The 23,606-nt window shown below is 37.1% G+C and carries 20 protein-coding genes, 1 tRNA gene and 1 pseudogene; 7 read left to right on the top strand and 15 right to left on the bottom strand.

Annotation, left to right across the window (positions count from 1 at the left end; genetic code table 11):
* The 11 genes and pseudogenes from AC04NP_RS28905 to AC04NP_RS28855 all read right to left on the bottom strand — a co-directional run.
* Positions 1 to 462, bottom strand: a pseudogene (locus tag AC04NP_RS28905) (hypothetical protein); the annotation flags it as partial.
* Between the two features lie 68 nt (positions 463 to 530).
* Complete coding sequence (locus AC04NP_RS28900) at positions 531 to 1,754, bottom strand: hypothetical protein (RefSeq protein WP_482863566.1); 1,224 nt, start codon at positions 1,752 to 1,754, stop codon at positions 531 to 533.
* Complete coding sequence (locus AC04NP_RS28895) at positions 1,751 to 1,954, bottom strand: hypothetical protein (RefSeq protein WP_482863565.1); 204 nt, start codon at positions 1,952 to 1,954, stop codon at positions 1,751 to 1,753. The genes AC04NP_RS28900 and AC04NP_RS28895 overlap by 4 nt, the downstream gene beginning before the upstream one ends.
* A 765-nt stretch (positions 1,955 to 2,719) precedes the next feature.
* Positions 2,720 to 3,340, bottom strand: a complete 621-nt coding sequence (locus AC04NP_RS28890) for a DUF3825 domain-containing protein (RefSeq protein WP_482863568.1) — start codon at positions 3,338 to 3,340, stop codon at positions 2,720 to 2,722.
* A gap of 223 nt (positions 3,341 to 3,563) precedes the next feature.
* Complete coding sequence (locus AC04NP_RS28885) at positions 3,564 to 4,922, bottom strand: transposase (protein WP_482863564.1); 1,359 nt, start codon at positions 4,920 to 4,922, stop codon at positions 3,564 to 3,566.
* A gap of 173 nt (positions 4,923 to 5,095) precedes the next feature.
* Positions 5,096 to 5,245: a hypothetical protein gene (locus AC04NP_RS28880; protein ID WP_482863563.1), complete on the bottom strand. Its 150-nt coding sequence runs from the start codon at positions 5,243 to 5,245 to the stop codon at positions 5,096 to 5,098.
* Between the two features lie 538 nt (positions 5,246 to 5,783).
* The gene (vsr, locus tag AC04NP_RS28875; protein WP_482863562.1) at positions 5,784 to 6,152 is read right to left on the bottom strand and encodes a DNA mismatch endonuclease Vsr; all 369 of its coding nucleotides are present in this window, start codon (positions 6,150 to 6,152) and stop codon (positions 5,784 to 5,786) included.
* Between the two features lie 31 nt (positions 6,153 to 6,183).
* Positions 6,184 to 6,933, bottom strand: a complete 750-nt coding sequence (locus tag AC04NP_RS28870) for a hypothetical protein (RefSeq protein WP_482863561.1) — start codon at positions 6,931 to 6,933, stop codon at positions 6,184 to 6,186.
* Positions 6,930 to 7,904 (bottom strand): DNA cytosine methyltransferase, encoded by a 975-nt coding sequence (locus tag AC04NP_RS28865; protein ID WP_482863560.1) that lies wholly within the window; start codon positions 7,902 to 7,904, stop codon positions 6,930 to 6,932. Before AC04NP_RS28865 ends, AC04NP_RS28870 begins: the two co-directional genes overlap by 4 nt.
* Before the next feature lie 748 nt (positions 7,905 to 8,652).
* The gene (locus AC04NP_RS28860) at positions 8,653 to 9,441 is read right to left on the bottom strand and encodes a hypothetical protein (protein WP_482863559.1); all 789 of its coding nucleotides are present in this window, start codon (positions 9,439 to 9,441) and stop codon (positions 8,653 to 8,655) included.
* Positions 9,442 to 9,639: 198 nt separating this feature from the next.
* Positions 9,640 to 9,713 (bottom strand) — tRNA-Pro (locus tag AC04NP_RS28855).
* Between the two features lie 285 nt (positions 9,714 to 9,998).
* On the opposite strand from AC04NP_RS28855, the gene AC04NP_RS28850 reads away from it, so the two are divergent.
* Entirely contained in the window at positions 9,999 to 11,333 is a 1,335-nt protein-coding gene (locus AC04NP_RS28850) for a metallophosphoesterase family protein (protein ID WP_482863558.1), read from the top strand.
* Between the two features lie 77 nt (positions 11,334 to 11,410).
* Here the strand turns inward: AC04NP_RS28850 and AC04NP_RS28845 are convergent, their stop codons facing one another.
* Both AC04NP_RS28845 and AC04NP_RS28840 read right to left on the bottom strand, forming a co-directional pair.
* Entirely contained in the window at positions 11,411 to 12,457 is a 1,047-nt protein-coding gene (locus AC04NP_RS28845) for a hypothetical protein (protein ID WP_482863557.1), read from the bottom strand.
* Positions 12,458 to 12,611: 154 nt separating this feature from the next.
* Positions 12,612 to 13,109, bottom strand: coding sequence for a ClbS/DfsB family four-helix bundle protein (locus tag AC04NP_RS28840; RefSeq protein ID WP_482863556.1), 498 nt, complete (start codon positions 13,107 to 13,109; stop codon positions 12,612 to 12,614).
* A gap of 206 nt (positions 13,110 to 13,315) precedes the next feature.
* On the opposite strand from AC04NP_RS28840, the gene AC04NP_RS28835 reads away from it, so the two are divergent.
* From AC04NP_RS28835 to AC04NP_RS28815, 5 genes are all read left to right on the top strand, one after another.
* On the top strand, positions 13,316 to 13,561 hold the full coding sequence (locus tag AC04NP_RS28835) for a hypothetical protein (RefSeq protein WP_482863555.1): 246 nt from the start codon (positions 13,316 to 13,318) through the stop codon (positions 13,559 to 13,561).
* A gap of 190 nt (positions 13,562 to 13,751) precedes the next feature.
* A complete protein-coding gene (locus tag AC04NP_RS28830) occupies positions 13,752 to 14,291 on the top strand; it encodes a serine hydrolase (protein WP_482863567.1) in 540 nt (179 codons plus the stop codon).
* 344 nt (positions 14,292 to 14,635) lie between these two features.
* Positions 14,636 to 15,931: a tyrosine-type recombinase/integrase gene (locus AC04NP_RS28825; protein ID WP_482863554.1), complete on the top strand. Its 1,296-nt coding sequence runs from the start codon at positions 14,636 to 14,638 to the stop codon at positions 15,929 to 15,931.
* An 862-nt stretch (positions 15,932 to 16,793) separates the two neighbouring features.
* Positions 16,794 to 18,233, top strand: a complete 1,440-nt coding sequence (locus AC04NP_RS28820; RefSeq protein ID WP_482863553.1) for a hypothetical protein — start codon at positions 16,794 to 16,796, stop codon at positions 18,231 to 18,233.
* Between the two features lie 111 nt (positions 18,234 to 18,344).
* Complete coding sequence (locus AC04NP_RS28815) at positions 18,345 to 19,679, top strand: AAA family ATPase (protein ID WP_482863552.1); 1,335 nt, start codon at positions 18,345 to 18,347, stop codon at positions 19,677 to 19,679.
* Positions 19,680 to 19,770: 91 nt separating this feature from the next.
* On the opposite strand, the gene istB is transcribed toward AC04NP_RS28815, so the two are convergent.
* Together istB and istA are read right to left on the bottom strand one after the other, a co-directional pair.
* Positions 19,771 to 20,526 (bottom strand): IS21-like element helper ATPase IstB, encoded by a 756-nt coding sequence (istB, locus tag AC04NP_RS28810; RefSeq protein WP_482863551.1) that lies wholly within the window; start codon positions 20,524 to 20,526, stop codon positions 19,771 to 19,773.
* Between the two features lie 20 nt (positions 20,527 to 20,546).
* Positions 20,547 to 22,106, bottom strand: a complete 1,560-nt coding sequence (istA, locus tag AC04NP_RS28805) for an IS21 family transposase (protein ID WP_482863550.1) — start codon at positions 22,104 to 22,106, stop codon at positions 20,547 to 20,549.
* Positions 22,107 to 22,204: 98 nt separating this feature from the next.
* Between istA and AC04NP_RS28800 the strand changes: the two genes are divergently transcribed.
* Positions 22,205 to 23,533 carry an AAA family ATPase gene (locus AC04NP_RS28800; RefSeq protein WP_482863549.1) on the top strand — a complete coding sequence of 443 codons (1,329 nt, stop codon included), beginning with the start codon at positions 22,205 to 22,207 and terminating at the stop codon, positions 23,531 to 23,533.
* Positions 23,534 to 23,606 lie beyond the last annotated feature (73 nt).

Below are 23,606 nucleotides of genomic sequence, written 5' to 3'. Positions count from 1 at the left end.
ACCATTAAGAGTAGCATGGTGAATTTTGAGGTTACTTTTTCCTCCCACATCGCAATTAAAGTCCCGTAATGAATCAATGATTTTCATGAGCTTGCCGTAATATGGATCAGACTTTTTGACCTTACCTTTGTTGATAGCGTTAGCAATGGAATTGTGCAATGTTTTGACTTTTTTATGTTCAACCTGCTTTCCATGTAGGTTGACATACCGTTTTATTAAGCGGATTGAAGGCCTGATCTGTCTTGATCCGGTAATCGCCTGAAACTCATTCAACTTCTCCTCAGAGATTTCCACCTTGACAGTTTCTCCCATTTTGTTATGAAGGTCTACAAGCCATTCCTGGATAAATTTGATTTGCCCGCCATAGGGTGAAGTCTTGCGAACTTTTTTTTCTAAAATCTCTCGTTGAATAGCATTAATGAAAAGCAAAATCTGGTGTTTGGTCTTTTCTTTATCATGCATATTAAGCATTCTTCGAATCAAAAGGATTTCCTCTCCATAGGCTTCAACGAACTTGCCAGTGAATTTTGTTACGGGCTTACGGCTCTTAGCACCCGGTATGCTATATTTAAAAGTTGATACAATTTCTGAGATGTTTCAGAAATATTTCTCCTATTAAGATCACCTATTTTTGAATTAAAAATATTCCAGGCTGATTTATTAGATTTTATTATTTCGGATTTATGTTTAGTAATTAGACTCTTACGCTCAGGCTTTAAACAGTCTTTGAAATATTTATCGTCAATTAAATGTTTAGTTTCCCCAACATTGTTTTTTGAGTAGTTTTTACTAATTCGTTCTAACGCCGTAATTAATATAAAATAGCGTTCATCCAAACCTACATTATTTGTTGAATTTAATGAGAATATTAATTTACCAAAGTCAAGTGTTTTGTTTAAATGATAAAATTTATCGAAACCATTAAGAAAGGCTTTATGAAAAATTTCACTTGTATATGAGTGGTGGATATCAACTGGTAAATAGTCATTACAGTGATTCTCTGTAATTCGTTTATATGAATAAATGATAATAGTTTGAGCATCAAAACCTCTATTTCCTAATTTTATTTTTAACGTTTCACCCAACAATTCTTTTCTTAGTCTTACTTGACTTCCATTTATAAAAGACAGAAAATGTAATAAGTCTTTTTTAAATATTTGGTACTTTTTGTACGTCAGTTCGCTGTAACCTTTGGGACTCCTAAAGTCAATTAATATATTTTTATTAACAGGATTTTTAAAAAACACGATTTTATGGTGATTACCAATAAAATCAGGATGATTAAATACAAAGGAGCATTCGGTATGGTCAAATTCGATATTAAGTAGATTGTCCACTTTCCCAGAATTTCGATATTGTTCTGTTTCGGTATGATCTCCAAAATGCATTTTAAGTCCTTCAATTTCTGAAAAATATATTGGTGTTTCTATAAGAGTAGAATTTTCGACCTTCGGCACTTCATCTCGGTTATTAACAAGTTTAATGTATTTGTCACATATAAAATTTACTTTTTGATTGCTATACTTGTATCGAGTACAAAATAGGCCCTCACATTCAATGTCATAGCCTTTTTCTGTTTTTCCTATTAATCGATAATAGTTAAGCCCTTTTACACCATCATAAAAGTCCTGTTTCTCGAAAAATGATTCGATATGTAATACCCCATCATTCTCGAATATCAAAGCAAAGGGGATATTACATTGCTTCTTATCAACCTCTACATATCCGCTTATTATTGTATAAATATGTTTCATTCAAATACAGTACGTTTATAAATTTCACCCCTAATGGTTTTTTCAATCTCCGTAGATATATCAATGCCCATTGGGTAGGTGTAATTAGCATTTTTTAGTTTCATTTCCCCATAAATGATTTTCCCTTCATTATCGGTTGCTTTTATTTCCTTTGCGCTAATCGCTGATGTTATATCTCCTTCTGATATTGTCAGAAACATAGTCAATATGAGTTTTATCGGTACAAAAAGAGGTATTTCTTTTTAGTCCAGTCAGAATTTATTAATAACCCATCAAGTTGATTCTTTGAGTCAAATGTATAAACTAGGGAATAGCTATGAATTATTTGATTCAGAATAAAACCCCAGTCCTTATTTTCTTTATGTGTTTCCTCAAGATTATAATGCCTTTCCAAGTGATGCCAGTTCATAAAATCTACAATTGCACCTTTACTTTTGCATAGTGAAATGCCTTCTTGTGTTTTTAAAAATTTAGGAGGTATTTTTTGAGCTTCATCTAGTTTTCGAATAATTATATGCCCCTATTAATATTGCTTTTTCAATCTTCATATAAGACTGATTGTATCTCTTTTGAAGAAATCGAAATCGTGCGACAATCAAAAAATTGTCATATAATTGCTTCTTCCAATGGAAGCTTTCATGTATCATATTTAATTAAGTACTACTTGCTATACACCACAATGTGGTTGCATACATTTATTTTAAAGACTTTAATCTAAGGGATTTTTAATGAAATTCATATCGGCGGCAATATGTGTGTATGCTTCTGTCGTTTTGCTTGAATGATGACTTAATACCATCTAGATACGTCCTCGAAACTAATTCGATTAGACTTAACGGATTAAGCTTGTAAATCTCAGTCGGGTCTCACCCGACGTAGCCCGCCCAGAGAGCTTTGCAAATATGCGCAGGTCTTTTTTTAAGCAACTTTCCCACTATGAGTTGTATGCAATGTTGTGAGTAAATTTATGGAAGTAACCAATCTCTATCTGGTCTTGCTAATTGACGAGCATTATTATATGCCATATCTAAAGTTAAACAGGTGGATGCTCTATAGAATGTATCATGTTTTTCGACCACGAGGGCCAAGTCCGCTGTCTTCGGATTATTCAGGCATAATGGAAGTAATAGCTGAACCTTTCCACGATGAAAATGGGGAATGGCCGTTTTGTAATTTCGTCTTACCCTTTCCTTTGCGTTGTCGATTGAACCTTTTATTAATGTCTGCACACCATAGTCGTCCATTGATTTGTAAGGTTCTGGAAATCGTTCTTTGTTATGACTAACTATATGCTCCACATTGGTTCTTAATTCTAATCTTGCATCCATTACCAATAAAGAAGGGTCGTCAAAATAATGTGCCATAGGTGGAAGAATAGAAAATTTGGTCATATCATATTCCCCTTTTCGTTTCCATCCTTGAAAAAACCACGGTTGAGATGCCTCTTCATTTCTATTAGTATTACAGTATGCAAAAATTGGTTCTTGATTGGATGTTACTAAACCTGTATTAAAGGTTAAATTTTGACCATTATCAGAAACAACAATTTTATCCTCTTCGGCAAGTCGTCTGTATGTATATTGAATGTAATTAGGCCTCCCTTCTAATTAGGTTATTCATTAGTCTTATTGCCATCTAATGAGTTGGGGTTTGGTAATTTGAACAATATTTTGAAATGATAGTCTTGTTTTATTATTAGCATAGTACAATTTTAATAGTGATACAGGTATACTGAATGGCTAAATTTCAGGACAAGGCGTACCTATCCTGTCTTTGCTTTGATTCAGCAGTACAATTATCGTAGTTTAGCTAAGCTGCTTTTTTGAGCGACGCTTCGGATGGGGGTTTGCGCCTGCGTTTGGTCAATAACACTGCATTGGCAGCCATGACACCAAAAAACACCCAGGTTTTCTCGGTTGCTTCTCTTAGGGCCTTGACTTTTCTAAGGCCATAATGATTTTTGTGATTGCCAAATGCACCTTCCAGGTGAGTAGATCGCACTTTATTGATTTGTGACTTCAATACATCAATGGCTTTGTTTTTGTTGTGATCTTTTGGCTGGCGGCCTTTTGTTACGAACCCGTGAAAGATTTGTTTTTCGCTTAAATACCTGCGGTTTTCGTTGGTCGCATAAATTCGATCAGCTGCTAGTTGATGACAGTGACCAAAAGCTTGTTTGTGTTTAGCAACAGTGATTTTCAGCCGCTTACATTCATTAAAGGGATTGAATTCCATACAATCAAACCAGATCACCCCATCGCATTGGAGCATATGCGATTTCATGCCCCATTCATTGGGCTTGTTTTCTTTACCTCTTTTGATGGTCCTGATATAAGGTTTGTGTAAAGAAACAATCCGGTCGGCAATTTTGGCCTGTGGATCAAGGGCCAGTCTTTGTTGCTGAATAAGCACCTTTTTGATGGTGCGAAGATAATCACGTTGTAAATGGGTCAGCGCTAAGTTGGGATGGGCGTCAAGGACTCGCTGAAGTTGATCCAGGCCTTTCTTTAGCAGGTATAGTAAGGAGGTGTGACGTTTCCTTCCTTTTTTGTAAGACTTTTTGCGCAGTTTAAAATAACGCTGTTGCTTACGTTTCTGATCAACGAATTTATTCCTGGGTCTTTTGATCTTCAATAGTTTGCAGCTTTTGAACAACATATGCTGGTACACCCAAGTACAACTCTCCCAAAGTAATTTCACATCGGTAGGAAATCTTATATAAGACTCGTAAACGGTCGCATCCATCAACAACAAGGAAGTTAAATCCATATCATCCTTCCAATGGGAAAGTAACACTGCTTGAAGTTGCTGCCAGTCAGCCTGGTCGGCTACATAACCGCGTACCTTGGATAAAATGGCGGTGTCTCTGACCTTTTCGGTCTCTGATAACAGTTTACCACAGAATAATTGAAGGGACCAGTCCGTATTAAAACGCTCAATTAGCTTTTCATCGCTGGTATCCAGTAAGTGTTTCAAAAACATTAACCCTAACATCCCTTGATTAGTAAACCAGGGCTTGGGGCTTGGTTTGGATTTATCTATCCGTGGAAGGCAACTTGAAAGCGCTTCCCAGGGAATGGTCTGATGGATTTGGCCCAATGAGGTCTGCTTGAATAAGTGCAATTTTGGATGGTCAAACTGCTCAACTTGGAAAAGTGTTTGTTGCATAGTAGATTGAGGTTTGGATTGTTATTTTTCTCAACTACAATCTAACACTAAACCCCAAAAAATGCTATATATAGTATGTTTTTGGGGTTTTTATTCTAATAATTAACGATCAAAACCCCTAAAAATGCCCTCTAAAGCCATTTTTACCAGAAATAATTAATTAGAAGAGAGGCCTAATTAAACAAAATAGGCAAATGGTGTTCACTTTCAGTCCGCTGATAATTCCAGTTTTCATCCTCAGCTAATTCTCGTAATTCATCCATTTTTTCATTCATTTCAGGGATGAACATTAAATCAAATATTCGATCTGGCCAGTTTTCCATTTATTTTATTCTTTAAATTAATCATAACTACTCACTATACACTGCCTTGTGGTGTATACAATTATTTTATAAACTTTAATCTAAAGGATTTTTTATCGGATTCAAAAATGTTTAACTACAGTTAATACTATTGATAAAAACGAGGTATTAAACTCAATTTCTTACGATTTCAAACAAAATAGCCTAAATCCTAACGATTCAGACAAAAGTCGGGATGACTGGCTCTCGATCGAACTTTTTGATGGAGGATTTGGAGGGGTTGGAAGAGTATTTTGGGCTATTTGATTAATAAGGTCTACTCATATTGTTTAGCATTAATTAATAATATTCCATCTCTAAACAGTCCGATTTTTAGGACGGGTTACATGAGGACTTCTTGGAATTCAGTTTTTCTGTTATTTCGTCTGCTATCATTTTTCTATTGCCGGTAACAGCCCAGATTTGGCCCATGCCTCTGAATTAAAAAAATATCTTCTCAAATAGCGGATTTGCAGATCAGTTTCAAAACAGCAGGTTGAGGCATGTGCTATATCGTCTGTTAGATTTTTGTCCTGATACAATTAACCAATTCCTCTACTTCTCCTTTTTTAATTTGACATTCCCAGATTCGTAGGACTGTCCAGTTCTTAGCAGTTAATGTTTCGGTTACAAGCTGATCTCGTTCCATGTTCCGCTTAATTTTCTGAGTCCAATATTCCTTGTTCTGTTCCGGTTTTAAGTTACGGCAATTATGTCCATGCCAAAAGCAACCATCGGCAAAAACAGCGACTCTTAACTTTGGGAATACGAAATCTGGTTTACCAAAGAGCTTGAAATTTCGTCTCCATCCTTTTATGCTGTTGTGCTTGAATAATTCTATTAGTCTAAGCTCTGTTGATTTATTCTTAGAGGACTTAACTTTCTTCATTATTTGACTCCTCTCTCTTTTTGTGAAAGTATCAGTCATTTTTATTCAAGATAGTTATCCAATCGTTGGTAAAGTTCAAAGACTCAAGAACAGTTTCCTTGTCGAGAGCTGGTGGAGTTTGAATCCGAATAATCAAGCAATCAGAGGGTATCTTCTCTAAGATTGTGAATTGAGATCCATGTGGTTGCCAAGTGAATCGATGTTCCTTAGTTAATTTCTCAAATCCCACCAAATTGTGATTTTTGTTCCATTCCCAATAATAAAGTTCAGGATCGTATCGAATTGTATCAAATTCAAAGACGTTTACAATGGAAAGATCGTTTGATTTGACCAAAACTATAGTTCGGAGATGTTTGTATTTCTCTCGGATTGCTGAAACTCTTTCATTCCAGATTTCCAGAACTTGTTCTCCAGGCAGGTTTGGATCAACGCTTGTGTCAATAGTCTCTCCAAAGGAATACACAATAGAATTTCTTCCTGAGATTAATCGAACTTTTTGCTGTGTTTCAGGATTAGTAGCCTTGACTGTTTTTGCTCCCCATGCAGTATTGCCAAGAACAACGTCATCAAGCCCTACATTTGATGGTTTCCATTCTGCACCAATACAATTCGCAAAAATTTCTTCCCACTCTGAACCCTCTAAACTGGCTTTGCCTTTGGTTGCCAAAAGATAAACGATTTCCTTTCCTAATGAGAAAGGAAAATCAGATGGAAATCTATTCAGCAAGTAGGGAGAAACAGATTTATTTACGTTTCGTAGTTTAGGTGATTTTTTACTCATTTATTGCCGTATTTTACCTCGTATTCTCTTAAGATGAGACTTGTATCGATAGTTTTAGAGATAAATGGTAATAGTTTCAGAGCCACCGCCTTAACAATGTTGACGGGCACCGCGTTTCCAACTTGTTTTCTCAATTGACCATCTGTCACAACTATTTCATAATTATCAGGAAAACCTTGAAGGCGGAGCATTTCTCTTGATGTTAATCTCCTTTCTCCATTGACTAAAAGATAATTGTAAGATGCCCCGGCGCGTAAAGCACAGGAATAAGGGTATGAGCAAATATTCCCCGACTTGTTTTCATGCCAAATCGAAAGCGGATATGAAGATGTGTGCTTAATTTTTCGCTTATTTTGAATATAATCCGAGGCATAGTGTTTCGAGTCAACATGGGTTTCTAAAATTTCTTCAAGAGGAGTATAATTCCTTTTAGGACTAGGAAAATTGAATAAAATCGGTTCCCTATGTCCAACAATTATTACTCTTTCTCTTTTTTGAGGAAGTCCATAATCCAATGCATTCAAAACACTGTATTGTACATGATATCCAATCTCTCTCAATGATTCAAGAATGACTTTTAGAGTCTTCCCCTTGTCGTGTCCAACAAGTTGCTTAACATTTTCTAAAATGAATGCTTTTGGTTTCTTCTCATTCAGAATTCGAGCTATATCGAAAAATAATGTTCCACGTGTATCTTGGAAACCTTTCATATGTCCAATTATGCTAAACGCCTGGCAAGGGAAACCTGCTAGCAAAATGTCATGATCTGGAATGTCCGTTTCTGAAATTTGGGTAATGTCACCCTTTGGAAGTTCACCGAAATTATGTTCATATGCCAATTGACAATGTTGGTCAATGTCAGATGAAAATATGCACTCAGAAATAATATCATGTTCATTACAAGCTTGTTCAAAGCCAAGTCTAAACCCGCCAATTCCACAAAAAAGATCGATATATCTGAGTTTTTCCATATTAATTCAATATTTTACTAAATTAACAAAAAAGTTGTGAGTATTTCCCAATTCGGGCCCATCAATATGAACCTAAATCCTTCTTTGTGTGTCAGGATTAAATCTAACAACTCGCTAAACACCCCTTGTGGTGCTTATATTTATTTTATCAAAACCTTAATCTAAGGGATTTTTAATAAAATTCATATCCGAACTGGCCAACCTCAGCTTTCAGCTTCAGCAGACGAGGCCCGCTTGTGGAAAGTCCGTGTTATTTATTCTTCGCTAAAAGGAGACCGGGTTGTACCCGACGAAGCTAGCCCAGGGAATTATATGCCTAGCTAATTTCGAAGAAATATAACAAAAAAGAAGCCCCGCCTTCGCTCTTCGAGCTACGGCGGGCGAAGTCGGGATGACTGGCTCTCGATCAAACTTTTTCATGGAGGATTTGAAGAGGTTGGAAAGGTATTTTGAGTCATTTGATTGATAAGTGACAATAAATAGCCTTACTTCTTTTTCTGGTAAGGCCAAATTCTGGGTGATAGGACTACATAGAGCCATTAGCCTAGGTTCTCATTTTTTATTTGATGCTCATTTAAATAACCCGGATCACAGATCCTGCGCAGCCGCCTTAAAAAACAAATGAGTGTGGGGGATTCTAGGCCAGTTAATTCCTTTTTATGGAACACTACCACCCAGAGGGATTGGTGCACTTACAAGTAGAGAAGAAACACGATTACCCATTGTTCCGCTATGATTTCATATACTGTTAGGTATCATTTTTCTCTTTTGTATAAACTTCTTTTATTATTCTACGAGCTTCCTGAGTTGCAATAGCATAATCGTCAAATTCTTCGTTGAAGAAATAAAATAAAGCCTTATTAAACTGAGGCAGACTAAAAAATAAGAAATTATTCATGCTATGAATGAAATGCGATTCTGGATCTGATAAGCCAAATGTGATTAAAGAATGAAATCTAGGTTCTTTGTTTTTAATAGTTACTCTTTTCTGAGACTGTCTTAACTGTTCAGTGGCTTTATAAGGAGAATATCTAATATTACTTCTCAATATAGAAAGAGGTACATTTGATAATATCGGTTCATAACCTTTACTTTTAGAGGCCCTATATTTTCTTCTGAATTCAAGAACATGAAATTTGTATTCTATGATTTCCATCCATCGCAATATGTTTAACAAATCCGATTCATTAGCGGAAGTATCAAAGTCAGTTTGCTTCAACAGGATTTGTATGTGTCTTTCAATATAACTTAGATAGGTTGTATTGCATGTCTTACAAGCAGGCACAGTCGATTTATTGAATGTTTGATCTATTTCATTACTATTGGTTCTAAAAAACATTATAGGATCATTTTGAAACACCCATTTAGGCATCACATGTTCTTTTGTGAGAGATTTAGGCGAACCGCAGAAAATGCATATTTCTGGTTTTCCTGCAAAATTGTTGGGATCATAGTGGTTGTCAAGGATATTGTCTATAATACTCTTGGCAGAATTTCCGACATTGACTCTAAGCTCCTTGAATCTGTTGTCAATCATTTGCCTATCCAATTATGTGACACCTAACGCATAGCAATACGGAATCCGTTTCGTATATTTTCAAATTATGACTACCTAATCTAAAGGATTTCATTTAATAGTCAAAATGCTGCTATCACGGGCAAAGACAAATAAATTACAGCCAATATCGACAAGTTTAAAACAAAAAAGCCCGAATCTTAACGACTCAGGCAAAAGTCGGGATGACTGGATTCGAACCAGCGGCCTCTTCGTCCCGAACGAAGCGCGCTACCGGGCTGCGCTACATCCCGAAAAACCGGTGTAACCGGCAATTTTGCCAAAAAGGCAAAGATAAGACTTAATCGGCGGGATGTGAAAAATTTTATAAGACATTTAATATAATCAAATGCAAATCTGCCTACCGTAATATTGTTTAAAGCTTTACTATGGCTACCCGAAAAAGGCTCACTACCAAGGCAAAAGACAACCAAAGTTGAATTCTTAAAGATTATTTAATAAAGGCGTATTGTTTTTAACAGCAAAAAGTTTTAAATCACCATCCGAAAATTAACCGAATCTATATTAAGAATACGCCCATGCCAACTCAAATCAATATTTTTCGCTTTTTGCCTGTGCTTCTTGCAGGAATTCTATGTGTTTTTTCAGGATGTAAACCTCAAAGTCCACCCGAAATAGCTCAAATCGATCAATCGGAACCAACTAACCCCTGGACAAATCTGGAATGGAACAATGATCCAAAGAATTTCCAGTTTGTAATAGTTACCGATCGCACCGGTGGTATGCGCCCGGGTATTTTTGAGCAGGGTGTGGAGAAGGTCAATCTCCTACAGCCGGAATTTGTGCTAAGTGTCGGGGATTTGATCCAGGGGTATACTGAAGACCTTGACGAAATAAAAAGGCAATGGGATGAATTCGACGAATTTGTAAACCGCTTGAACATGCCGTTTTTTTATGTCGCTGGCAACCATGATATTACTAACAAAGTAATGGAGGACATCTGGAAGGAACGGCTTGGCGCTACTTATTATCATTTTGTTTATCATGATGTGTTGTTCCTGTGCCTTAACAGTGAAGAGGGGCTGGATGCACATCGTAGTTCATTTTTTTCGGATGAACAAAGGACATTTGTCAGACAAACCCTGGACGCTAACCCCGATGTACGCTGGACGCTGGTTTTCTTGCATAAACCTGTATGGTTGGCTGAAGAAAGCACTGCAGAAGGGGCTGGTAAAGAGGCCGTTGAAAAAAGTGGTTGGAGCGAAATAGAATCTATGCTTCAGGGCCGTAAACATACGGTTTTTGCAGGCCATATTCACCGTTACACTCACCGCACACGACACAACAACAACTATATTACCCTGGCCACCACTGGCGGTGGAAGCAGGCTAGGAGGGCCAATTTTTGGACAATTCGATCATGTTATGTGGGTAACAATGACTGATGAGGGGCCCGTCATGGCTAACCTGATGCTGGAAGGGATCTGGGATGAGGATTTCAGCCGTGAGGATGTTGAAAACTACCTGACAATGGACCTGAAACGTAAGTCGATACTTGTGGAATCGAACTTCGATGATGAAAAACCTCTTAAGAACGAGTCGTTTGACGTCAGGATATTCAACTCACACGAGGTGCCGATGGAAGTAACCCTTACCCTTGAAAAAGGCGAACACATTACTTTTAGTCCTGACAAGATTGTAAAAACGATCTCCCCTAATTCGGTAGATAAAGTGAACGTTAAGCTTCAGGTTAAAGGCCAACCTGTTCCGCAAAAGCAGGTCAAGCAGGATGAAGAACCTGAATGGAAGAAATTGTGGGATGAATTGGAGGATCTTCCCGTATACTGGGAAATCACCTATGATTTTGAAAAGTATGGGAAAATTTCAGTCAAAGGATCTGCTGAGATTTATTAATTTTCCTGTACCCTAATACAATAAGATTTAAGGCCGGTATATCTTGCCGCTATCTTGAGGATAATCCTCAAAAAGATTTAACCAATAGTAAGCCTACCAAAATGACTCAGCACGTACAGTGCAAAATAAGTGATCCATTTGCTAGGCTTACCTTTTTGTTCCACATCCATCAGCATTTTACCATTTAGTGAATTGTCCAGGTTCCAGATAAAACCTTCCCCCATTTTATTTTCAATGACCTCCAGGGGTTCTTCGAGTTGTGGATTCATGGGCGTACCAACCAGCGCCAACGCATACATCGCCTCTAATATGTCAGAATTGTAATGTGATGGAAATCCAAACTTCACCCAGCCTGGTTTTGCTTCCCTATCACCGATTCCATATGATTGCAGAAACATTTCTTTTTGATCGAAAACCCAATCTTTCACCGTTTGGCCTTTGGGAAGTTCCGAACGCTTTGGAGCAGTGGCCAGAACCTCCTGCCATTTCTTCCGGTTACCCGGCACATATTTTGATATTTTATTTTGCAAGAGGGATTTGACTACCCGCTCAATGGCCTTACCGACAACCGAATCCCTTTTTTCTTCAGTAATCTGCCCAAAGCACAATAGCAACTTAGGAAGGGCCATTTGACATCTTGGAAGCAGGCTGTAATCCATCAATGTACATTTTATTCCCTGATCGTCTAAAATACGTTTTGCCAAAGTTGCCGTTTCTTCAACCACAAAAGGATTATCGCTATAACCCAACCGCACCAGCGCCTGCAAGATTTTTGCCGTAACGCACTGCATGCCTGTTGAGGAGATCCATTTGCGACTTTGAAGGATGTTTTCCGCCAATTCGGCCACCCTAGGATCACTGCGATCAGCCAAAAATTGACCAAGAAATATAAGCTGCCAGTATTTTCCCTGATACTTCCAGGATGCCTTGTCATCATCTTTAATGAACTCATGAAAATGCTGCAATATCTCTTGTGTCACCTCATATTTCATAATTTGAGATTTGGCTTCCTGTACCACCTTGGTGGAAGAGGACTTTTTTAAGAGGTTGGTCAAAGTAAGATAACGAACGGGGGGATTATCGTTTTCTAAAAGCCAGGCAATTGTTTTTGAGTCAGGTTGCATGTTTTAAATAACCATATTAGTTCACAAAACAGCAATGATCCCGGTCATCCTTAAAAATGATTTGCCAGGTGGCAAGTATTGAAGCAGACCCCTTCCAGTCAATACCAATGATTTGAATCATCAAATGACCTAAAACCAAAGGAACCGACACTTTCTACTTCTTACATCGCTTAATCAGCTTAAACGCCCAATCATAGTGACTTGAAGTTGCCGAAACGAGATATGAACCCAAAGAAGTTGTTCCCGTCCATTTATATCTTTTCTTTTCAAAAAGCTCTTCATCGCTATGCTTTTCGATGATTTTTTGCAGCCCGGCAAATGAATTGTCAAGTAACTTCCTTACCTCCTTCAAATCTGTGTGTTCGTATTTCTCCTTTATCTTCTTGTTTAGATCAGGTACGGTTTTCCAGGTATATCCTTTACCTGGGATGTCTGGTTTGTCACCGGTCATGCCAACCGAGTACCAATCCTGCATCATCAGGTGCCAATGATGGAGATGTGCCAAAACATCCCTGATATTTCTGTTCAGGGTTCCCTGAGGAAATTCGGCATGTACTTCTTCTTCAGAAAAAGATTCGACATAGTTAAGCAACTTTTCGTAGTTCTTGTGACCGAGATCTATCAACTCGGTTTTGTTTTTTGGTCTGGGCATATTTTAATATTTCTGAAGTTTGCCAACGGTTTTGTACAAAAGCTGGCTGTTTTTGTGTAAAAATTCTATGAATCAGGAGACAGGATCCATTAGCACTAAAATAAAGAATCAGCACGAAAAAGAGGCCAATCCGATTAAAAAAATTAATATATTTTAAACCTTATTTAACACGCACTGTCTTTGAATAGAATAATACAGAATCTGCCATGCGCTCTGATAACAATCCGTATTATCCCGACGTAAAGTTCTTTCTTATCCTTATACCGTTTATAAGTGCTTTCAACTACTATTTAACCTATTCTAACATTCGTTTTAATGGACACTTGCTGGCTACTTTCACCATTGACACAGTGCAAGGTTATCTGGCGTGGCTGGCGATGCGAAAATTGATTCTTTTTTTTGATAAAAAAATGCCTTACAGCGGCAGGCCAACCAGACGGATCATTATTTAGCTTCTCAGTACCTTAGTTTTAGGTCTTTTCATTATTATCTTTCTAACGGAGCTTACCTCATGGATTGCCAGGGGCCGCCCGGCAGCGCTTCATTTCTACACGCGTGACATATTTATCATCAGCATCTGGTTTTTTGTAATTAACGGCTTCTACGTGGCATTGCATTACATTCGTGAGTTGAGCGGACGCTATCACCGGCGACCATGCAAAATTCATTGCCGATAATATCTTTTCCCCACTGGAGCTTCAAGAGACTTACTACCGCAATGACCCAGAATACCTCACCTATCCGCACCTCGCAAACGGTCATTGGGAACGTTACAGCAACAGTATCCTGGAAAACGTTTCACAAATGCAGCGTATCAATTTTTCCTCTCTCATTGGGGACGATGGCATTGTATGCACGCCAAGAGACGCGGTCTCCTTCCTGAGAGGGCTCTTCGAAGGCAGGTTGTTAAATGAGTCAACACTGCGGGAAATGCAGACCTGGGTCAGGAATGAAGATGGGGAATTAACCTATGGACTGGGGCTGGATTATGAGATCATTGAAGGTGAGATTGCTTACGGGCACGGTGGCGGCGGGCTTGGGGCAGGTTGTCAGCTTTTTTACTTTCCTGAAAAAGAGTTGTTTGTTTTTTTGGGGGCTAACCTGGGTACGGTAACCGATAGTCCCATCCATGACAAAGCTGAACCGATATTGGATGAAATGTATGGGGTCCTTCTAAGGTGAGTGCTTGTTAGAAATTTCCCTATCCTAACTTATAATATTTCTAATAGTGCCTAATATTCTTTGAAAGCTTCAGTCCCTGTCAGTCATAGACTTACCCATCCGCTGAAGCTTCGGCGGGTGAAGGTGGGTAATACTGGATTCGAACCAGTGACCCCTAGCTTGTCGAACACAAATTTAGCGGTTTTTAGCTTATTTTACCGGCCCCTAAACAGCCAATATATCACTGATTATCAAATATTTACAGTATTTTAGAGTTTATTAGAGTTCGTTTGAATTCAAAAAAAGTGTGCATAAAGTGTGCACAATTTTTGCTTATATTTAGCTGTATCAAATGATGATATCTAATGGCAAAAGTAAAATTAATATTGGACACCAGAGATACCTCAAGAAGAATTGGCACCGATTTATTCCCGGTAGCCCTAAGAGTTTTTCATAGGAAGGCCAGGATAATCAGGTTGTCTTACTATACCTCTGAGGTGGGTTGGGACAATATGGAGAAGCGGTTGAGAAAGTCTGCCAAAGTCAACAAGAACCAAAATTGCGAAAGGATAAATATAAAAATAAATCGCAAATGGCAAACCGCTAAGAATCTCATCGATGATTTGGGGCGAGAGGTTAACAAGTTTACCGTGGACGATCTTGCCGAATACATTAAAGTTAAATGGGATGAAGCCGATCAGGTAAAATCAAACCCCGACATTAAAAATGGATATACCAAAATAGAGTCCCACAACTACGCAAAGACTGGCATTACGTTAGAACAATGGGGAAGTATTTTAATTGACCGAAAAAAGAAAGCAAAAAGAGCTGGTACCGCCGACTGGTATAAAAACACTATTACTGCTTTTAAAAAATTCAACAAGGGTAAAGATCTAAGAATGAATGATATAACTGTCTCATTTCTCAATGAATTTCAGGCAGAACATGAGGCCCGAGGAAATAAACCCAACACAATCAATAGCTATATTAGAGGCCTAAGTTCAATTTACAATGCTGCTATAAAGGAAGACAAATTTAACACGCCCAAAAATCCTTTTGACTTTTATGAACTACCCAGGCCAGGAAGGATTGTTAAAAAGGCCCAGACAAAAGAAAAAATAATCGAAATAAGAAATCTTAATTACGAACGTGGGTCCGCGCTTTGGCATGCTAAAAATTATCTCCTAATTATGTTCAACTGCCGGGGAATGAATTTTATCGATCTGGTGAAACTGAAGATTAGTGATATAAAAGAGGGTAGAATTTTTTATGGACGAAGCAAAACCGGACAAAAGCTATCGGTTAAATTAACTCAGGAGTTAAAAACTATACTCCAATATTATCTCACGGGAAAAAATACCGGGGACTATGCGTTCCCTACCAATTATGATGGCAGTGTGGAACATTATGAAAAATACAAAACTCAAAGAAGAAGGTTTAACGAAAGATTGCGGACTATTGCCAAAGACGCCGGTATTGAGGGAAAATTCACCTCTTATTCAATAAGGCATTCCTGGGCAACTATAGCCAAATATGTTGGTATTCCTATTGAAGTTATAAGTGAAGGCCTGGGACATCGTTCTTTAAATACAACAGAGATCTACTTAAAGAGCTTCGAGAATGAGGTTTTGGATGAGGCGAATGAGAGGGTGGTTTGTTGAATTTGGCTTAGAGATCAGGTTTATCGGATGGTTTATGGTCAGTAAGTGGTTGATTGGAATCCGACTGGAGCTCTTCGAGAGTTTTATAAATAAAATATTTATGAGGAGTTTTGTTTTTGTGGGGCATCCTCATTTGAAACTATTTTAGTTATTTTGCTCGCTTTTTTATGGTAAATTGGTTTGGGGGTGTTGTAATAGCTGTAGTCCACAAAGTTGAGGATTCCAAGGTACAAACTACGATGGAATCTTATGGTCTTTAGTACTCCCCAATACAGTATTTTCTATCCCTTAATTTTCAACCGGTTAGGGTAGGTAGGTACAAATCAAGAGCAGGATATATGAAGGTTTGTGAATATGTTGGTGAGTATTTTTTATGTCAGTGATCTCACCGTGATTTCTCTTCTCGCCGGTTAAAGTTTTTTATTTCTGTAACAGCTTAGTAAGTTACTATTGTGGGTACTTACTACCAGTGAAAATACCAAAGGTTGGGTATTTTTTTAGGCAAGTGATTTTTTCATATTACGGTTTTAATTAAACCATTTAATGGATTGTTGGTCTTAATTCATCTGAATGTTTGTTAAATCAAATAGATCTTTTCTCAAGTGCTAAACAGTTGAATTTGACTAATTCCCTGTTCCAAATAAATAATATTAAGCCATTAGTGGACTATATCTTCTATATTTAAGTGTATAATACCACAACTGGTGGTTACAGGATTTTTGCAGGTAAGAAGAATGAAAAAAATCCTATATGACATCATAAATAGCATTGTTGAAAAAATTAATCTATTGAATATCAATGGATTAGCTTAAAAAAGATTTAATTGCCATAACTCTAAAGAGTTATTTATATATAGAGTCATATGACAGATATCGAAAAGATACTTGAAAAGAAAGGTCCACTAATGTCAAGCGAATTAGCTGTATTGCTTTCGAAGCGTTTAAAGATACCTGTGAATACGGCAAGTCAGAAAATATCAAGAAATAAAAGTGTAAATAAAATTAAGGGGTTTTTCGTAAGTAATCAGTCTTTAATATTCTTAAACGAACAGTATAAAGACGGAAAACTCTATGATGCTTTTTCAAAAGCACTTCAAGAAAATGGAAAGAAATATTGGTATTGTATTAATGCAATAAATATGCATGGTGGAATAATCGACTCAAAGTTTCTTGAGTGTTACACAAATTATCCAGTACAACCACTAAAAAAGCATCTTCCATTTAAAGACGTAATGCAAAAATTCGTTTCAAAAGGGATTCTGATATTTAATAATACTGAATACAGTTTTGCTCCAAAATTTGCTCCATTAAAAACAACAAATTTAACACACAGAACAATTGAAATAATAAAAGAGGATATACTCACACATTTTCATGAACTCTTAAGGAATTTAGGAATGATTTCCTACAATACAGGAGAACTGTTTGCTGAATACGGAAAGTTTAAATGGTCATTCAAAGGAGTTTCATATTTAAGAGGTTTAGTTGTTAATAAAAAACCAGGATTTGTTCTTGCTGATATTTTATTTGGAAAAGAAATCAGAAAGAATGATATAGAATTTTTTATTGAGAAATTGAATCATGTTCACAGTTTCAAAAATGCCTCTAAAGTTATTCCTTTTTTAATAGTTGATGATTTAAGTAAAGATGCACTTTCGGATCTTAAAAAAAATGGTGTTGCAATTGGCTTTATCAAAGAATTGTTTGGTGATAAATATGCATTTGCTTTAAGAGAATTAGTATCAGTTCTAAATAACGCAGGTGCAAGTTTAAAATCACAGCCAAACAAGTATTTGGAATTAATTTCTGAATTAAAACTTTACAATGAAACACTTATATATAATATAAGAGGGACTTTATTTGAATACTTCGTTGGACATCTTCATTCAAAGAAAAGTCAGGCAATTGATGTTGGAAGAGAGGTTTTTGAAAACAATGGAAAACACGAAATTGATGTATTTGTAATTTATAGTGATAAAGTTGTATTTGCTGAATGCAAAGCAACCAACAGCAAAATTGACTTAGCTAAAATTGAAAAATGGGTTTCTATTAAAATACCCGCATTTAGAAAATGGCTTTTAAAACAAGAAACCCTTAAGAATCATCTTATTGAATTTGAATATTGGGCAACAGGTGGATATACCAAAGATGCTGCCAAAAAATTAAAGGCAACATTTAAATCTACATCAAAGTATAAGGTATCCTATTTTGATGGTAAGGAAATTAGAGGGAAGGCAATAGCAATGAGAAACAAGAAACTCAAAGAAGCAATTGACAATTACTTTTTAAAAAGAATGGTTTAAGAAAGCCAGCATGCAATAAAAATTATCACGACGATATTTCCGATAGCGCTCCGGTACGCCGGGTAGCTCAACTGTTATGCTTTATTATGAACAAACCAATGCAATATACAAATGCCAATACTGAATGACATAATAGACTGGGTTGAAAATAAGCCTTCATTTTGCCAAGTAGCTGTTGACCGATTAATCCGAAATAATGAACTGACAGATAACGATATTTCTGAACTAACGGAAATTTGTAAGGTTGATTTTGGACTTTCTGAATTTGAATTTGATGCAGTTGACTTTGATGACTTAAGGGATTTTGCCCATAACTCAGTAAATGATGACAATGTCATACTATCTAAAATCAATAATATTGATAATATTAATGCTCTTTCTAAATCTAGTGAATTAGAGTTTGCACCAAGTGGATTGACTATCGTTTATGGAGACAACGGTTCAGGAAAATCTAGTTATGTGAGTATTTTAAAACATTCTTGTAACACAAGAGGTCAAAAACCAATAATAAATGACAATTTATTTGACCCAACCTGTACTGGAAATGATAAAAAAGCAGATATAGAATACACCTCTGATGGCGTAAGTTTCTCTACTGTCAGCCTTGTCAATGAAACAGTAAGTGAAAATACCCTAAAAAAAATTGATGTATTCGACACTTTTAGTGCGAACCATTATATCGATGGAGAAGATGAAATTGTGTTTATACCACAAGGTCTTTCAATTGTTGAAAAATTAGCAGAAGCTGTAAGAAAAGTCGAAGCGAAATTAAATCTCCTGCTTTCCAATCCTTCAATGCAAAAGTTTGATTACGAGCTATTAGAAGTGCCGGAAGGAACGACTGCAAAATTATTTCTTGACAACTTAAATACGAGTTCTACATTGGATGAACTAAGAGCTGAATCAAAATGGAATTCAACCAAAAACACGAGAATTGAAGCTCTTCAAAAAGAAATAGATAAATTAAAAGCAACTGACCCTAAAAAAAACTTAAAATCCAATGAAGAGAAAATCAAGAGATTTGAAATTTTAATAAATAAGTTTCAAAATCTAGAAAACAATTTAACAGGTCAAGCCCTAAATAATCTAAAGCACATATTAAATAATTTTTGTACAGCCAAAGAAGCTCTGAAGGAATCCTCAAAAACTGCATTTTCGGATTTACCAATAGAAGGTATTGGAAATAATGCTTGGAAGGTTTTATGGGAAAGTGCAAGGAAATTTTACAATGAAAGCACTCAAACAGAAAGTTTTCCTGGTGTATTAGAAGAAAGTAATTGTCCTCTTTGTCTTCAAGGTTTAGAAGAGGAAGCTCGAGAAAGGTTTACAAAATTTGAAGATTTCGTAAAAAATGACATTCAAAAGATCTTTGACGAAGCCAAAGAAAAATATGATTTAGCAATTGAAAAATTAAATAGACTTGAGTTTGTGGAAGGAACTGCCTAAAGGGGGCCAGTAAATATCGGGTAAAGTAGGCCAGCGAATAACGCCTAAAGGGGGCCACCCAATAACGGGCAAAGGGGGCCACTTAGGCCAGTTAAGATACTATGTTTTTCTTTGCTATACTACTTTTTTTCTTTCTCATCGATTCCCCACTAAGTTCCAGCCGATGTGCGGTATGTACCACCCTGTCCAAGACTGCATCAGCGATGGTTTGAGACTGAAACAGTTCATACCATTTGATCACAGGCAGTTGTGAAGTTATGATGGTAGATCTTCTGCCATGACGATCTTCGATAACTTCGAGCAGCATCAGGCGGTTTTCTTCATCCAAAGGATGTAATCCAAAATCATCCAATACGAGCAGATGCTGCTTTTCTAACCGGTTGATTAACTTCATGTAAGAGCCATCTGCCCGGCTCATTTTGAGTTGTGCAAAGAGCTTAGCTGTATTGTAATACAGCACTTTGTAGCCCTTCATACAGGCTTGATGACCCAAAGCCGAAGCCAGATAACTTTTCCCTACACCAGTCGGGCCAGTAATCAGGATGTTCTCCTGTTTTTCTAAGAATTGGCAACTGGCCAGGCGGATTAGCTGGTTTTTCTCCAAGCCCCTGGCAGCGGAAAAATCTACTTCTTCCACACTGGCCTGATAGCGGAACCTGGCTGCCTTCAGGTAACGGCTGACCTTTCGGTTCTGGCGGTCCTCATACTCTGCTTCTATGAGCAGGGTAATGAGTTCATCAGCAGAGAGCTGTTGCTGGGAGCGGGTTTCCAGACAACTTTTAAAGGCTTCATGCATGCCCAGCAATCTCATTATTTTCATTTTTCTGAAAGTTTCTTCGTAGTTCATGGTTTTACTCATTTATAGTTTTATTGATAATAATCTTTGCCTCGTATATTCTTATGGAACAAGGATAGTTGGTTATCCTGTTTAGGGGGCTTTTGCCAGGCTTCTGACTCTAAGCCTTTTTCCAGGATACTTTTGATAATGCGATAACTATAGCTATTGAAATAAGCAGCCCTGTCACAAGCTTTTTCCAGCCGTTGTTTGCCTACTTTTTTCACCAATGAGAGGATACCTACACAAGTCTTATAGGCTTGCTCAGGGTATGGTTTTTTCTCAAATATCTGCTGGATAAACCAGGCAGTACAAGGGCCAATATCAGCCGCCCAGGAAAGAAACCTGTCCGGATTCCATTCTGTGATAAACTGATGGGTAGAAGGCAGGTGCACTGCCTGGGAGGTATAACGGTAATGTCCTTTTTCCCTTGGATGCACAGCAATCCGCTCATAGTTGTAATACACTTCCACGGTATGGGAGGTGTAGGCAATCTTGACCTTTTTGCCCATATAGCGGTAGGGAACACTGTAATAATGTTTATCCTCTCCCAACCACACATAGGAACTTTTATATACAGTAGCCCTGGTATATTTTTTTAACTCATAATCTTTTTCGGGTAAGGGTTGAAGGGCTGGTTTGTCCAGTTCCTCGAACAATATCGCACGGGAGATATCCCTTCCTTTAAAAGCATATTGATTGTAATCAGTTAAAGCTTCTTGTATGGCCTGGTTCAACACAACAATATTACTGAAAGTGTTGTCTCTTAGCCGGGCAAAAATCCTGGTATAAACAATTTTAACTGCTCCTTCTACTAATGCTTTGTCTCTGGGCTTATAGGCACGGGCAGGCAGAACGGTGGTCTGGTAGTGCAAGCTAAAATCTCGTAAGATATCATTTAACACAGGCTCATAGCGGTCCGCCTGGGTAACAGCAGCTTTAAGGTTATCAGGGACAACTGCCTGGGGGACACCTCCAAAAAAAGAAAAAGCATTCCTCAAAGCACTAATGAAGCTGGCTACCTTCTGATCCGGTACAGCTTCTACATAGGTGTACTGACTGGCCCCTAATACTGCTACAAATACTTCCACGGCTACAAGCTCCCCGGTTTCAGTGTCAACAATGGATAGCTTTTTGCCGGTAAAATCTACAAATAGTTTATCCCCCGCTTTGTGCTCAAAATGCATGGTAACTTGTTGATTGTTTTGACACCAACGACGAAAATGCAGGCAGAACCTAGCATAACTGATCCCCTCCGGATGCAGTTGTCTATATTCCTGCCATAGTACATAACGGGTAACACCAACCCGTTTAAGTTCTTTCTCCACCACTGGAAAATAGCTGTAAAGTAGTTGGTGATGACCGGTTAGCGGTTCGTTGGCAGGGGGACTTACCAAAGTGGAAAGTTCAGCATCTGATAATTCCAGCAAACTTTCCGAGCTTAAATCATTTTGCTGAACAAAGCCAATATACTTATTGGTGGTCTTTCGGGAAAGGCCTAGTTGTCGGCTAATGGCCCGGTTACTAAGCCCATTGTTTTTTAAGGTAATAATCTGACGGAGCACTGACATTTTAATAATTTTATTGGCCATGTTCTTCTTGAGTTTTTAGCTCAAGAAAAACATTTTGTCAGTGGCCCCCTTTGGGCGATAATCTATGGCCCCTTATGGGCGATATTTAGTGGTCTACTTTGCCGATATTTTCCAAGTTTGATTTTGAAGAGCAAAAACCTACATCTCTTGAGTTAAATGAACTAATTGAAAATTATACAGATAAACAGACAGAGTACCTAACCACTCTTTCTGAACAAAAGGAATATATAGCTGAATTATTTAATTCAAAGAATCCTACTCCAAGTATTAATACAATAGAGGTTGACAATTCACCTAAAACTTTGATTCAAGAGTTGAATAAATCTTTAACCGAAACGAATGAAAAATTGAAAACTCAATCGATTGATGAAGATTTAAAACCTTTAGTGAAAGAATTAAATCAATTAAACGGTGAAAAGAAAATTTATGAGCACAAACCGAAATTAGGACGTGAAATTTACCGACAAAAAAAGGTAGGCTTGTTAAATCAATGTTTAAGTAAATGTAATACTCGAACAATCACCACATTAAGCAATGAGCTAACAACGGGTTATATAAATCAAAACCTTAAACAAAATTTCAAAGAAGAATTAAAAAAGCTAGGTTTTAAAAACATTAAAATAGAACCTGAAACAAAAGGACAAAGAGGGAAACAATACCACTATTTAAGACTTGATGAAAACAACTCGACTAATATCGCTTTAAAAGACATTTTAAGCGAAGGAGAACATAGATGTATTTCATTAGCTACATTCTTATCCGAATTATCTATTTCAGAACATAAAAGTGCAATTATTTTTGACGACCCAGTTTCCTCACTTGACCACAAATGGAGAAATAAAATATCAAAAAGAATTACAGAAGAAGCTCTTGAAAGACAAGTAATTGTTTTTACACACGACATTACTTTCCTTTTAATGATTCAAGAACACTCAAAGAGTCTTAATTGTGAATTGGATATTAAGAGCCTGACAAGAAAGAAAAAGGAAACGGGATTAATAGCCAGTAATCCACCATGGGATGCTTTACCTGTTCGTAAACGTATAGGCATTTTAAAAAGTGCCTATCAACAACTTGAGAAAATCGAAAGAACGGAAACAGAGGAAATTTATAAAGAGCGAGCAAAAGATCTATATGGTAAACTTCGTGAAACTTGGGAGAGGTTTATTGAAGAAATCTTTTTAAATGGTGCAATTCAACGCTTTGGAAGAGCAATTCAAACTCAGAGATTATCAAAAATTATTGATTTAACAGATGATGATTATAAGCTCGTTGACGCTAATATGAGTAAATGCTCTACTTATTTTTCAGGTCATGATACAGCTGGGACTTTAATAGAAGAAATGCCTGATTCTGACGAATTCCTTTCTGATTTGAAAGTTTTGGAAGATTACATAAAAGAAATTGATAAAAGGAGAAGAAAATAAAATTGTGGCTATTGGTCATTATTTAAATTTAAATGACCTGCTTTTAATTTATTTATAACCGGTAATTGAAAAT

This window comes from Agaribacillus sp. DX54 (assembly GCF_056858335.1).
This window is presented reverse-complemented; position numbering and strand designations above follow the sequence as displayed.